Origin of the sequence: Algoriphagus sp. PAP.12 (genome assembly GCF_026652115.1) — a bacterium.
In the GTDB taxonomy this organism is placed as follows: Bacteria; Bacteroidota; Bacteroidia; order Cytophagales; family Cyclobacteriaceae; genus Algoriphagus.
Genome location: NZ_JAPPSQ010000014.1, coordinates 23,849 through 38,424, shown reverse-complemented (window position 1 = coordinate 38,424; position 14,576 = coordinate 23,849). Strand labels below are relative to the sequence as shown.

General features: G+C 38.9%; 12 protein-coding genes. 3 read left to right on the top strand and 9 right to left on the bottom strand.

Features of this window, described 5'->3' with window-relative positions; translation table 11 throughout:
- Positions 1–10: 10 nt before the first annotated feature.
- The 5 genes from O0V13_RS15780 to O0V13_RS15760 all read right to left on the bottom strand — a co-directional run bounded on the left by O0V13_RS15780 (position 11) and on the right by O0V13_RS15760 (position 8,038).
- Positions 11–3,076: a SusC/RagA family TonB-linked outer membrane protein gene (locus O0V13_RS15780; RefSeq protein ID WP_268035938.1), complete on the bottom strand. Its 3,066-nt coding sequence runs from the start codon at positions 3,074–3,076 to the stop codon at positions 11–13.
- Positions 3,077–3,534: 458 nt separating this feature from the next.
- The gene (locus tag O0V13_RS15775; protein ID WP_268035937.1) at positions 3,535–4,200 is read right to left on the bottom strand and encodes a hypothetical protein; all 666 of its coding nucleotides are present in this window, start codon (positions 4,198–4,200) and stop codon (positions 3,535–3,537) included.
- 11 nt (positions 4,201–4,211) lie between these two features.
- Complete coding sequence (locus O0V13_RS15770) at positions 4,212–5,579, bottom strand: pyridoxal-phosphate dependent enzyme (protein WP_268035936.1); 1,368 nt, start codon at positions 5,577–5,579, stop codon at positions 4,212–4,214.
- 109 nt (positions 5,580–5,688) lie between these two features.
- A complete protein-coding gene (locus tag O0V13_RS15765) occupies positions 5,689–7,329 on the bottom strand; it encodes a putative ABC exporter domain-containing protein (protein WP_268035935.1) in 1,641 nt (546 codons plus the stop codon).
- Positions 7,322–8,038, bottom strand: coding sequence for an ABC transporter ATP-binding protein (locus O0V13_RS15760; RefSeq protein WP_268035934.1), 717 nt, complete (start codon positions 8,036–8,038; stop codon positions 7,322–7,324). The genes O0V13_RS15765 and O0V13_RS15760 overlap by 8 nt, the downstream gene beginning before the upstream one ends.
- A 103-nt stretch (positions 8,039–8,141) precedes the next feature.
- On the opposite strand from O0V13_RS15760, the gene O0V13_RS15755 reads away from it, so the two are divergent.
- Positions 8,142–8,753, top strand: coding sequence for an outer membrane beta-barrel protein (locus O0V13_RS15755; RefSeq protein WP_268035933.1), 612 nt, complete (start codon positions 8,142–8,144; stop codon positions 8,751–8,753).
- Between the two features lie 81 nt (positions 8,754–8,834).
- On the opposite strand, the gene O0V13_RS15750 is transcribed toward O0V13_RS15755, so the two are convergent.
- Genes O0V13_RS15750 through O0V13_RS15735 form a run of 4 tightly spaced genes read right to left on the bottom strand, consistent with a single transcriptional unit; the run spans position 8,835 to position 12,363 of the window.
- Complete coding sequence (locus O0V13_RS15750) at positions 8,835–9,761, bottom strand: aspartate carbamoyltransferase catalytic subunit (RefSeq protein WP_073573587.1); 927 nt, start codon at positions 9,759–9,761, stop codon at positions 8,835–8,837.
- Between the two features lie 2 nt (positions 9,762–9,763).
- The gene (gene pyrR, locus O0V13_RS15745) at positions 9,764–10,312 is read right to left on the bottom strand and encodes a bifunctional pyr operon transcriptional regulator/uracil phosphoribosyltransferase PyrR (protein ID WP_268035932.1); all 549 of its coding nucleotides are present in this window, start codon (positions 10,310–10,312) and stop codon (positions 9,764–9,766) included.
- Positions 10,313–10,345: 33 nt separating this feature from the next.
- Positions 10,346–11,968, bottom strand: coding sequence for a hypothetical protein (locus O0V13_RS15740; RefSeq protein WP_268035931.1), 1,623 nt, complete (start codon positions 11,966–11,968; stop codon positions 10,346–10,348).
- Entirely contained in the window at positions 11,965–12,363 is a 399-nt protein-coding gene (locus O0V13_RS15735; protein ID WP_268035930.1) for an EVE domain-containing protein, read from the bottom strand. Before O0V13_RS15735 ends, O0V13_RS15740 begins: the two co-directional genes overlap by 4 nt.
- Positions 12,364–12,510: 147 nt before the next feature.
- Here O0V13_RS15735 and O0V13_RS15730 point away from each other — a divergent pair, with 147 nt between their 5' ends.
- The gene (locus O0V13_RS15730) at positions 12,511–14,202 is read left to right on the top strand and encodes a DNA polymerase/3'-5' exonuclease PolX (protein WP_268035929.1); all 1,692 of its coding nucleotides are present in this window, start codon (positions 12,511–12,513) and stop codon (positions 14,200–14,202) included.
- A gap of 79 nt (positions 14,203–14,281) precedes the next feature.
- Positions 14,282–14,569, top strand: a complete 288-nt coding sequence (locus tag O0V13_RS15725) for a hypothetical protein (RefSeq protein WP_268035928.1) — start codon at positions 14,282–14,284, stop codon at positions 14,567–14,569.
- Positions 14,570–14,576: the final 7 nt, after the last annotated feature.

Here is a 14,576-nt window from a genome sequence, read left to right as displayed (position 1 = left end):
GTTTTTGGGATTAGAATGAAACATTAAGTCCCATGGTAAATGATTTTGCTTGAGGGTAGCTGTCGTTTACATTATTGAATGTCTGAGCATCTTCAGGATCAAACCCATCCACAAATTTTGTGAAAGTCAAAAGGTTTTGTCCAGACACATACACTCTCAGATTAGAAAGACCAATATTCTGTGTTAACTCATTAGGGAAAGCATAACCAAACTCGATATGCTTCATTCTTAAATAAGAAGCATCCAAAATCGCATTGGATAAGGCTGGACCTACGAATAAAGAAGTGTTGTACTTGTAATTGGTGGCAACACGAGACACATCTGTATCAGGGTTCTCAGGAGTCCATCGATCCAAGTATCTCTCGGTCAAGTTTTCGATCCCTCTCAAACCATCTGTTCCGTACACCCCATTTTCAACATCTCTACCCAATACTCCTTGGAATAAAACTCGGAAATTGAAGCCCTTATAGTTAGCGGTCCAGGTCATTCCATAAGTGTTCCTGATATTTGGGTTGCCGATAATTACACGGTCTGCCGCATCCACGATACCATTTCCATCGGTATCTTCATAGATATAATCACCAGCAGAGGCAGCTGATCCAGCGGGCTGAACCCCATACTTTTCCGAATTTTGTGCTTCAGCATCCGATTGGAAAATCCCAATGATTCTATGTCCATAGAATGAGTTAATCGGATAACCTTCCTTAGTCAAAACTTTGTTGGCAGACAAGAACTCACTATCCAGCTTCAATACTTTGTTGTCATTATGAGACCAGTTTGCTGAAATACTGTATTCAAACTCATCTCCGGCCATGCCATAGTAATTCAAAGAAAGCTCATATCCTCTGTTTTCAACTTCACCTTGGTTTTGAACAGGCGGAGAAAGATTTCCTAGAGTTGCTGAAATTGGTGGACTCAACAAAACGTTTTTGGACTTTCTCACATAGTAATCCGCAGTCAAAGAAAGTTTGTAATCAAAAAGAACCGCATCCAATCCAATATCAGTAGTTTCTGTGGTCTCCCATCTCACATTTGGATTAGCCATTGCAATAGCAGCTCCGCCACTTACTAAAGAGTTTCCGAAAACATAAGGCTGATCTAAGTTGATGGTCGAAACACTGGAATAGTTACCAATATTCTGATTCCCTAATTGTCCCCAACTCCCTCTGAACTTGAATTCATTGATATCACTTAGATCTTTCATAAATTCTTCTTTGGCCAAATTCCAACCCAAGGAGAAAGAAGGGAAGACCCCATATCTATTATTAGCGCCAAATCGAGAGGAACCATCATATCTGACATTCATTTCTGCCAGATATATTCCTTCATAATCATAGTTTACTCTTCCAAAAAGGGATTCCAATGCCCACTCACTTGCACTACCTGACACACTTGGATTCAATGTGGCTGCATCCAATTCAGTTAGTAAGTTGCTATTATAGCCTTGGTTGGAAGCAGCTAAATAATCTTGGCGGAAACTCTGACTAGTATATCCTATCAATCCAGATAAGTGAGATTTACCGATGGACTTTTGATACCTGCCTGTCATTTCGAAAGTTGAAGTAGTACTCAACAAGTCACTCTCCAATAAACTTCCCAATCCATTGGAAGAAAACACATTTACACCGTCTGAAACAGTCATTTTAGAACGGAATTGACTCTGCTTTCTATCCTGCACGTAGACTGAACCATTGGCTTTGAATACCAAATCTTTCACCGGCTCTACTTCCAAATAAACGTTTGGAGTGGCTCTATAATATTTGGTATTGTTATTACCACCATATTTGGCCAAGCCGATTGGGTGAATTCCTGTAGCAGTTCTTCCCACCAATGCAGCATTTCCTGCAGAAACATAACCATTGTCATAGGTCATAGGATTCAAAGGTGTTCTTCGAATCATATCTCTAACCAATTGCGTCACACCATAGCCACTGTAATTAGGCTCGTTGCTATCTGTCAAACTACCGGAAATATTGAACCCAGCTCTTACTTTCTCAGAAATCTTTGAATCAATATTGGATCTAAAATTGTATCTCTTTGAGTTGGTCTCGATAACGATTCCTTCCTGGTCCTGATAACCTACAGAGAAAAGATATTTGGTATTTTCAGTACCTCCATTCACAGAAAGGTAATAGTTCTGAAGAGGTGCTCCATTTACATATCCTTGATCAAAAAGAGTTGGACCGCTATAATATCTGGAGTCTCCACCATTTTTGAAGAGTTCCAATTCTTCGGCCGTATACATTTCATTCAAACCAACATTGGTTTGAGCTTCGTTTTTCAGTCTTGCAAAATCATAGGAAGACAACATTTTAGGAGTAGTTGTCGGACTTTGAAAAGCGATGTAAGAATCAAAATTCACTTTTGCTTTCCCAGACTTTCCTCTTTTGGTGGTCACCAAAATCACACCGTTTGCTGCTCTAGCACCATAAATCGCTGCTGAAGCTGCATCTTTCAATACCGAGAAACTCTCAATATCATTTGGATGAACATCATTTAGTGTAGATTGAACACCATCCACTAAAACCAAAGGAGCAGAATCGTCAGTTTGAGAACCTGCGCTTGTTCTTACAGTACCAATACCACGAATCTGGATAGTCGGGTTATCATTTCCTGGCTGACCAGATCCCTGAATCAATTGAACCCCGGATACTCGTCCAGAAAGGGCATTGGCAGCACTAGTTACGGATTGGGAACCGATATCCTCTGTTGAAAGAGTTCCTATCGCTCCAGTCAAGTCAGATTTCTTTTGAGTACCATAGGCTACTACAACGACCTCACCCAATTGCTCACCTGCAAGGGTAACATCGATAGTTGATCTATTTCCAACCACTTCCTCAACAGTTTGATATCCAACAAAACTGAAAACAAGGGTTGAATTCTTGTCTGCATTGATGACGTAGTTTCCATCAACGTCCGTCACTGTTCCTCGAACAGTACCTTTCACCAGGATATTTGCCCCAGGCAGGGGTTCTCCCGAATCTCCGTCTAATACCTTTCCTTTGATAGTGACATCTTGCGCGAATGAAAACGTTGCCATCAAAAGAAACATAAAGACCGTCATAAGTTTCTTCATAAGCTTAATAGGAATGTTAAAATTGATTTCTATATGAAAAAGCAGAAATACCTCCTCCATTCATTTGCTAGCCCCAATTAGACATTCCTCTTATCAAAAAGAGATTCTAGGGTATAAAAACAGGCAGTAAGACTCAAGATGAAATGAAAATGACAAATCTTGCTTTTCAAATAAGCTTACAATATAGATTATTAGTCCATTTGATCTAACATTATTAGTGCAAATACCCTTATTTAATTTTTAAAAATCTGAAAATCAGAAACTTTAATTTTCAACAATTGAAAAAACTCAATATAAACGGCAAACTGATCTCCAGATACACCCGGGAAAAGTAAAAATAAAAGCCCCAATTCCATTTATCATGAAAATTGGGGCCTTGCAAGCAAAGAGTTAAAGGATAATTTCGAATTCGAATATAGAAAATTCTGATTAATTCACCGATGAAAAAATTCCCTTGTCTATTGAAATGAGCTTACACTTGGATCAGGATCCTCCTCAATCAACAAGTCTCCAGTTAATTCCTCAAAAGCGGCATAAACAGCCATATAGCTAAAAGGACCAGAAACCAAGAAGCCTACTCCTAACATTAAGACACCAATAATATTGATCACCATCAAAAGAAGAACAAAGGCGAAAAATCTCCACCAAACCTTGGTGATTAGCTTTCTGCTCAACTCCATGGAAGTCCAGAACTCTGTTCCGGCAAACAATACAAACGGCATTGCAAATGCATAGGCTACTCCCAAATAAATCCCTGGAAGAATTAATGCAATTATTCCCAAAACGGTAATGATACCAACAATAATATTTACCGAAACAACTGGAAGCCAAAACTTAAATCCATCAAAACAATCCTTGAATTCTACCTGCTCATTTCGGCTGATCTTATTGGCTACCAAGTAAAATCCTGCCGTCAATGGAGGAGCTACCAGAATACTGACTATACTGGAGAAATCTTCCAAAAAAAAGGCAGCGCCAAACTGGACCAATGCTACAATTAGGAAATAGGCTATTAGAATAACAGGCTGGGCTTTGAAAAGCTCCCAGCCCCTTTTGAGTGCCGAATCAATATCAAATTGAATCGGGGAATTGAGCAAACGCTCAACCTTTCTCGGATTGATCAATGTATGTTAAATTAATTAGTAAACGCTTCTAAAATATCGTGCTTGGTGAGGATATGGATTTGGTCTTTTTCATCCCTCACCAACACAGCTTTTTCTTTTTCAATCATGGATGAAAGAACATCCAAAGTACTATCTCTTGCCACAAATGTCATTGAACTTTCCATCACCTCTTCCACTCCTGCCTCCTTTAAATTTGGGTTTTCGATGATTCTGGAAAGCAATTTGGTATCTGTCAAACTTCCTACTACTTCCTCACCATCCATTACTGGGATCTGAGATACAGAGGTTTTATTCATCAATCCAATCGCTTCCTTGACAGAATCTGATTTCTTGACAGAAACCAGGGAATAACTTGCAGGTCTTTTCGAAATAATATCTTTCGCTGTGGAATAGGTTTTATCTTCCAGAAATCCGTGATTTCTCATCCAGTCATCATTGTAGACTTTTCCTAAATAGCGAGTTCCATGGTCCGGCAGGATAATCACCATTACATCTCCTTCTTTCAGGTTTTCCTTTGCATATTCCAATGCTCCATGAACAGCCGATCCACAAGACCAACCAACAAACAATCCTTCTTCACGTGCCAATCGGCGAGTCATGACCGCAGCGTCCTTGTCTGTGACTTTGATGAAATGATCTATCACATCGAAATTGACATTCTTTGGCAAAATATCCTCTCCGATCCCTTCTGTCAGGTATGGATAAACTTCCTTTTCGTCAAAAATCCCGGTCTCCTTGTATTTTTTAAATACCGATCCATAGGTATCAATTCCAACTGAAACGATGGCAGGATTTTGTTCTTTCAAATAGGTGGCTGTTCCGCACATAGAGCCTCCCGTTCCAACTCCAGCTGCATAATGGGTGATTTTTCCATCGGTATCCTTCCAGATTTCAGGCCCGGTCGTCTCATAATGGGCCGCCGTATTAGATAAGTTATCGTATTGATTTGGATAAAATGAATTTGGGATATCCTTATTCAATTTTCTCGCAACAGAATAATAAGACCGCGGATCCTCAGGTGAAACGTTGGTTGGACAAACAATCACCTCAGCACCAACTGCTTTCAAAATGTCGATTTTCTCCTTCGACTGCTTGTCTGCCATTGTGAAAATACATTTGTATCCTTTCGCAACAGCAGCCAAAGCCAATCCCATCCCGGTATTTCCACTTGTTCCCTCTATGATTGTTCCTCCAGGCTTCAACACTCCGGCTTTCTCGGCATCTTCCACCATTTTGATAGCCATCCTATCTTTCATGGAGTTACCCGGATTGAAATATTCAACTTTTACCAAAACCTCCCCTTTGATATCTTTTGAAAGCTTGTTCAATCGAATCATTGGTGTGTTTCCGATAGTTTCTATAATGGAGTTGTAGATCATAATTGGTTATTTATGGTTGATTCAAAATTAGAGAAATTTCTCTACCGTCTAGAATCAAACTTCTCAAATGCCTATAAAATTCCCTTTGGAATCCTTCTTCCTATTTTCACTATACTTCTTTAAACTCTAAGCGACTCAGGATGTCCAGCAGGACGTGAATCAAAATCCCAGTAACAATACTCAGCGAGACTACAAAAGTCAATAAGGTCCAAACAAACTGGTGAGTAATAATAAAGATGATCACTGCAAAAACTATGGATGGAATTATTCCAAACAGAAAAACTCCACCTATCATCACAGGTTTAATCAGTTTTCGATCCCAACCTTCCTCCAAACCAATTTTTGGAATCATATTGATAGCGAGGCCTGTCATATAAGCTAGAAAAACCGCTAAAGGAAAAATCAAAATCAACCCCCAGTGAAGACCTGCGATCAAAACAGCAGGAACGATCAAAACCAATGCAAACAATTCGATCTGCATCAAATCCAATTTGATGATATTCCAAAGTTTGGAAGTCCAAGAGGCCGGGATCAAGAAAAAGTATGGTTTTTTTAAATCGCCTATGCTCGCCCTACTCACGCCAGTTAAGAAATAAAAGCCTATAAGAAGAAGGAGATATGCGTTAAGGATCTTGTGGGTAAACCAATCAAAGTTTGATAAAACAGCAAAAACAATCCCCAAAACCACCATCACGATACTATAAATTCCAAAAAGCGGATGAAAATCCTGCCTGCTGGAATGCACATAGCTTCTCCAATAAAAGGCCTTAGCTCCTACACCAAAATCTGGCAAGGCCAATTGTTTTTTGGAATTTAAACTGAAATTCCCTTCCGAAGCTTCCTTTTTTCCTTTGGCCTTTTGCTGTTGTTCTTCATTGGTTTGGGTTGCCTCCAAAACATCCTCGTAATAATACCCCGCGGAATTCAATACCAATCGAAGTACTACAAAATATCCAAGGACATTAAGTCCAACAAATGCCAATGACAAGATCCAATTCCCGTGAGCTAGGAAACTCATGATTCCTTTACTCCAACCTACAATCGGAAAAAAGTCAAACCATGGAGAGGAAATCCAAGAGAACATTCCTTGCCAAAACTTCTCTGCCATTAATCCGGGGATCAAAATCATCCCTCCTAGCAAAACAGACAGAGCAATGATGCCATTTTTGATATATTCCATCACTCCATACCTCGTATGAAGCGTGTAAATCAAAAACCTCAAAGGAGAAATCATAAAAAAGAACAAAGAAAAACCCAACATCAAAAACAGGATATTCGATGCACTTAAATCAATTTTGTTAGCCATCTGGCTAGCACCATAAATGATAAAAAGTAAACTACCACCCAAAGCAGGAAGTATGGATCTCCCCATGTAGTATATCAATAGATTTTCCGGCTTTACAGGGGATGGAAATAGTAGGTTGACATCAGCCATCTTAAAGAAACTGACATTCTTTTTTGTAGCTCGATAAAGCTGAAACATCAGAAAACCCAAAGCCAATACCGTTATTCCTCCAACTATATTTTGCAACGCAAAATCCACCTGAGGAAGTCCATTTATATCCAAGTCCTGCATTTGGCCAGACAATTCGTCTTCCTCTCTCCCTTTCATCCTCATAGAATAGATAAAGAAGAAATACCCGACCAAAACAACATAAGGAATTAGGCGCAGTGGGTTTCTAAGTATTAAAAGTAGGTTGTTTTTGAGAATCCAGAGATCTTTTCTCAAAAGCAATTTAATCTCATACATCTTTGGTCAATTCTAAAAATATATCTTCCAAGCTTTCATTTTCTTCATTGACGAATTGCTCTTTGAGATTCGATATGGTATCATTCCCTATGATATTTCCATCTTTCAAAATCATAATTCTATCTGAAATAGTTTCGACAGAATCTATCAAATGGGTACTCACCAAAATGGTTTTCCCTGCTTCTTTCAACTCTTTGAAAATCCTTTTGGTGTTTTTTATTGCCTTTGGATCCAAACCAATCATTGGTTCATCAAAAAATAGCAATTGAGGATCTGGAAGCAAAGCACAACAAATAGAGACCTTCTGCTTCATTCCTTTGGAAAGATCCCGTCCGAGTTTATTGGACTTCTCCGTTAAATCATAAATCTCCAATAACTCCTCTCCACGTTTTTTCCAATCTTTGATCCCATAAGCTTGTGCAATAAATTGCAAATGCTCCTGAACCGTCAAAAGATCATAAACGTAGGGGGTTTCAGGAATAAAAGAAAAAAGCTTTTTTGCCTCTACCGAAAGATGGTCATACCCACCAATAGTTATCTCACCAGAAGTTTTCCGAAGAAGACCCACGATACATTTCATGGTCGTACTTTTCCCTGCACCATTTGGCCCAAGCAATCCTACTACTTCTCCTCCGTCTAATTGAAATGAAATGTCATTTACAGCGTTTTGTTTACCATAACGCTTCACCAAGTTGCTTACTATGAGCATAAAATCTAATTTGATTCTAAACTAATGCTCAAAATTGGATTTAGACATATTTGGAACCTTTTTTGAGAAAAGGAGAGCAAAATAAAATAAACCCTCAAACGATATGAAAAAGTTACTTCTTACACTTGTCATTGCTGCAATAGGACAAGTGACTTTCGCCCAACAATCAGGCAGGTTTCGAATGGGATTGGATTTAGGCCCTGCCATTCCAAAAGGAGGAGGAATCGGTGCCTTGGTAAACTTGGAACCTAAAATCAATGTCTCTAACAATATGAATGTCGGGATTCGATTTGGTATTGCAGCACTTGCCAAAGATGTCACCTACTATGATGTCACTGAGGACTATGAAGGAGAAGTATCAGCAAATGCCTCTATTGCGGGGACTTTTGATTATTATTTCAATAATGGAGGCAGCAATTTCGCTCCCTATATCGGAGCAGGATTTGGATATTATACCTTGAGTTCTGTAGAATTTGACTCTTCGGTCATTGACGATCCAGATACTATCGGGAATTTGGAAGCATCCTTCAAATGGGGACCAATGGTAAGGGCAGGGATCGAATTGGGCAAATTCCGAATGGGAGCCGAATACAATTTCATTCCGCCTAGTGATCTTCAAAATACCAGTGGAGATGTCATCGGAGAAGCTATCAACCAATACTTTGGATTCACCCTTGGTTTTTATGTAGGAGGAGGTAGATGGAGAGGGATCTGATTTGAGATTTACGATTCGAGATAATCAAAAAAAGACCGCTGCAAACAATTGCAGCGGTCTTTTTTTATTTTTTTCAGTCTATCAATTCTTTGCTCCTGCCAAAAGATATAGAACAGCCATCCTAACTGCCACACCATTTTGAACCTGCTCCAAAATGATGGAATGCTCTGAATCTGCCACATCGGAGGACAATTCAACTCCCCTATTGATTGGCCCGGGATGCATGATGACGATTTCTTTGTCCAATTCATCCAGCATCTTTTTATTCACTCCATAGTAAAGAGAGTATTCTCTCAAGCTAGGGAAATATTTGATTTGCTGTCTTTCCAATTGGATCCTAAGCACATTGGCGACATCACACCATTGCAATGCTTTTTTCACATCCAATTCAACTTTAACACCAAGGCTTTCTATATGCTTTGGCAAAAGTGTTATCGGACCACAAACCATGACCTCCGCGCCCATTTTCTGAAGGCAGAAAATATTTGAAAGTGCTACTCTAGAATGTAGAATATCTCCAATGATCGCTACTTTCTTACCTGCTAAGTCTCCCAACTTTTCACGGATAGAAAATGAATCCAACAATGCCTGAGTTGGATGCTCATGAGTACCGTCTCCTGCATTGACGATATTAGCTTTCACATTTTTTGAAAGGAAATGAGGCGCTCCCGGACTGCTATGTCTCATCACCACCATATCCACTTTCATGGAAAGAATATTATTAACTGTATCCACCAAGGTTTCTCCCTTTTTCACAGAACTATTGCTGGAAGAAAAATTGATCACATCAGCGGAAAGTCTTTTCTCCGCCAACTCAAATGACAACCTTGTTCTTGTAGAGTTTTCAAAAAAGACATTAGCAATCGTGATATCGCGAAGTGAAGGCACTTTTTTGATCGGTCGATTGATCACTTCTTTGAAGTTGGCCGCGGTATCAAGAATCAAATTAATATCCTCAGGTGTGAGATCTTTGATTCCTAATAGATGGCGAGTACTGAGTTGTGACATGTTTAGCTTTTAACTTTCTCTGTGATCCAAACTGCGTCTTGTTCCTGACCTTGGTTGGCCCATTCGACCAGAACATACTGACTGTCTAAGGTATTAACCCGAATGCCAAAATAGTCTGGCATTATCGGATAATCTCTGGTCAATTTTCGATCAACCAAAACCATTAATTCCACTTTCTGAGGTCTACCAAAGGCAATCATAGCATCCATGGCGGCACGTACTGATCTTCCTTTGTACAACACATCATCGACAAGGATTACATTTTTACCCTCTACCAAAAAATCGATTTTTGTCTCATTGGCTTTCAGAGGAAAATCTCTCCTTCTAAAATCATCCCTATGAAAAGTAGCGTCCAAATAACCAAATGGCACCTTGATTCCTGAAATTTCTTCCAAAACAGGAGCTAATTGGTCCAACAGGATACTACCTCTAGGCTGAAGACCAAGAAGTACGGTATTTTCAAAATTATCGTGGTTTTCGATCAGTTGATGGCAAAACCTTCTGAGAATGATACCAATCTGTTGCTGATCTAAGACAAGGCGTTTTTGCATGGATCTGATTTGGGCGTAAATATAAAAATAATTCTAGTTGGGGCTTTGTTCAGGATCGTACAAATCTCCTGCGACCAAAACTTTACTTAGGAAAAACACTTCTCTAACCGCTCCGCTTCCATCTTCTTTTTGGTATCTGATACGCTGAGTACCACTCAATAGAAAATATCGATCATACCAATGCACAATACTGAGAGTTTCCATATTATTTTCAGCAATTCGTTCATTTTCTTTAGGTAGTTCAATTGGAACCTCAAGATTATCAAAGATTTTTTCTCCTTTCTTGAAATAGGCCAACCGAATTTTATCATTTCTCATATAAGCATGATAAAACTCTTCACCTACCACTGCTACATCACCAAATGGAACTCTAACGTCCGTATTCAACCCGTCATAGGTTGCTGAATTATCCCAAACAACCTGGCCTTCAGGGCCTATTTTGACAAAATGAGCAGAAATGTAACTGTACTCAGTTTGATAAGCGAAAGTTTGTGGCATGCCATACCTCCCGGAATTATAGACCGCATCGCTAATAGATTGAGCACTATTAAGTCTATCTATTCGATCATATCTATACATACTTGTCGGAGAATACGGGCTCCGATAACCTCCACGATTGTTTACAATATTGAAGTGATCAAAATAGACATAATATCCATCTGGTCCCTGGAAAGCTTCTCTGATCGCGTAGACATTACGAATACTTGGTACCTTATCTCTTTCAACTTCTTTCAAAACCTCTTTTTCTCTTCTTTCTTTCGGTTTGTCTGTCAGGTAATTATAAAAATTAGGAAAATCCTCTAAGGTGTAAAGTTTGGTATCATACTCTCCAAACTCATTAATGTCCATCAAAAACATTCCCTGATAGGCATCTCTTCGCTCCAAGCCAAAGGAACCAACCACAGTTTGTCTATAGTTCTGCATTGGAAGCATGAGAGCATCCATGATTTCTTGATCAGGCTCACCAAATTCATCAATCTTGATCTCTCTCAATAAATTCCCAGTTAAGTCATAGGTGTTTATGCTAATTTCTCTTTCTCGATATTGACCTTTTCTGCTAATAATTACTTCAAAAGCCTCTATCTCCGGCATTTTTCGAATCTGCAAGATGTGCGTATTATTCCCATAGATTCCTTGGACTGTCTGAGTGCTTTTATTTTCTAGATCATATACCTGAACAGCTGGTCTAGAATCTGCTGCTCCCATTACGATTACACTATTTCCTTGAACAAGAAATTCTGCCAGCTCCATTGACAATAGGTTATTGAGAGCATATTCAAATCCTTGTTGATTATCCAAATTGATCTTTAAAATATATTTATCCGATCCGAGAGTAGTTCCCTTTTGGAATAATACATAAAGAAAATTCCTATCCAAATCATACCCTATCATATCAAAACCATCTTTGACTGGCAGCTCAATAATCCCTTGGGTATTTAAATCCTTATCAGTTAAAAAATATTGAAACACTCTGTTGCTACTAAATGCCTTTTTAATCAATGTTCGAAAAGACACTATTCCCTCATCTCTCCTCACTATTTCAAATAATGGATCAAAATAATCTGATTCAACTTCAAATCTCGATTCAAAATTGACTTGTGCTTGAAGTTCTATTGTCAAAAACAGCAATAGAAAACATCCTATAAAGCGCTTCATAGTGACATCTTTTTGATCAATTCAAATTCTTCTTTACTCATAGGCAGCACAGATAACCTACTTTGCTTAAGCATGGGGAGTTCAGACAATTGATCTTCTTCTTTAATCTGAGCCAAAGTTACTGGATTATTCAGAGCATAATCTACTTTCAGATTAACAGCTGTCCATGCTTCATCTTTTGGATCAGGAAATCCTGAAGCGGAAACTTCAGCAACACCAACCACTGCTTTTTCTTTTCCACTGTGATAAAACATGACTTTATCTCCTACCTGCATAGATCGTAAAAAATTCCTGGCTTGATAATTCCGAACTCCATCCCAAACATCCTCGCCGGCCTTTTCAAAATCTGACCAGGAATAGGAATTGGGTTCGCTTTTCACCATCCAATATTGCATAGCTCTTATATTTTGGTTTATTGTTCAATTAACAAATCTATTGGAGAAATGATCCTAGACTTTTGACATAAGTTACCCCTTCGTTCTTTAATTTGAAACATTATTTCCCCACATTTGTCTCTAAGGTATAACGAAAAAATAAAAATTTTGGACCACAAAACCATCCTGAAGAAATTAAAGCTCTGCATACAACTGATGGAGCTTCATGATGAAAACTCTTTCAAAATTAGGAGCTACCAATCCGCTTTGAATTCTTTGGAAAGAGGAGAAGCAAACATCATGGAATTGAGCGATAGTGATTTGGCAAAGATCAATGGTGTAGGAAAAAGTATTCAGGAAGCCATTATTTCACTTAAGCAGACGGAATCTTTCCCTCTTTTGGATGAATTGATTTCTAAGACTCCTGAGGGAATCTTAGAGGTTCTTCAGATCAAGGGATTAGGTCCAAAAAAAGTAAAAACTCTCTGGACTGAACTGGGTATTACTTCCACCCATGAATTGATGGAAGCTTGCCAAAGTGGAAAAGTTGCCAAAATCAAAGGATTTGGAGAAAAAACTCAGGACTCCATTATCCAAAATCTTGAGTTTAAAGCTTCAAACTCAGGAAAGTGGCTCTATGCAGATATTGAAGATACATTGGAATCACTTACCAAAGAGATTGAAGAAAAAGTAGGAAATGTTGCAGTTGCTCTAGTAGGGGAATTTGCCCGAAAAATGGAAATTATCTCCCAAGCAGAGTGGTTGATTGGAAGTCAAGATTCAAAAGTCAAATCTTTAATTCAAGAGGACTCAAATTTTGAAATTGACAAAAGCCAATCTGGTCCATTCACCTTAAGAGGAAAACTGAAGGACTTTGATTTAAGCTTCGCCATTTACTTCACTAGTCCTGACCAGTTCGCAACAAAGAAATATGCGTTTTCCGCTTCACCTTTACATTTGCAAACAATTGTAGACGACAAAGAAAGCATTGCTGCCAAACTGCAAAAAGTGGATTTTTCTGATGATAAAGAGTTTTTCTCCAAACTGGAGATGCAATATATCCCAGTAGAAATGAGGGAGGGCTATGATGAAGTTGCCCTTGCCAAAGAGGATAAAATCCCTACGCTTTTAAAAGAAAGCGATTTGAAAGGCATCCTCCACAATCACTCCACCTATAGTGATGGAAAACATACCTTGCGTCAAATGGCAGAGGCCTGCAGGGATCTAGGCTATGAATATTTGGGCATTTCGGATCACTCCAGAACTGCCTTCTACGCAGGAGGATTAGATGTCGAAGCCGTTGAAAAACAACATCAAGAAATTGATGAATTGAATAAAGAACTAGCTCCATTTAAGATTTTTAAAGGGATTGAGTCAGACATCCTGGCTGATGGAAGCCTAGATTATCCTGAAGAAACGCTTAAAAGCTTTGACTTCATAGTTTCTTCCGTTCACTCAATTTTGAATATGGATATCAAACGGGCTACGAACAGATTGGTCACAGCAATAGAGAATCCTTATACCACCATTCTCGGACACCCAACTGGACGTTTGCTTTTAAGAAGAGAGGGTTATCCGATAGATCACAAAACTGTCATTGATGCCTGTGCAAAACATGGAGTAGTCATTGAAATCAATGCGAATCCTTGGAGACTGGACTTAGACTGGCGTTGGGTCAGATATGCCATGGAGCAAGGAGTAAAACTTTCTATCAACCCAGATGCCCATGAAATTGACGGGTATGGAGATATGAAGTATGGTGTTTTGGTTGGAAGAAAAGGAGGATTGACGAAAGAAATGACATTAAACGCCCTAAGTCTTTCCGAGATAGAAACCTATTTCAGTAGCCGCCGCAAATGATATTCCTGAAACTCGGGCCTCTTAAAACCGAGTTTCCAATTTCAAAGCCCTATCTTCGCAGAAATTAAAAGTCAAGCTCATGAAATGGACTGATAAGCCCAATGGTGTTTTATTACAACGTTCATTCCTTTTTGGAATTACTGGGATCGTCTTGGGCACTCTTTCAATTTTGAACACAAACCTTCATTTGTTAAACGCCCCCATGGGACCTCTAAATGGAGTTTCAATGCTACTTCAATTTTTTGGAATTGGACTTTCCATTATGGTTTTGAGAAAAAGAAAAGTCCCTAAGGAAGAGCAAGAAAAAGCAAAGGTGATGACAATGGTCTTGGTTGTATCCCTGCTATTTTTCATTCTTACAGTCTAAACGAAAG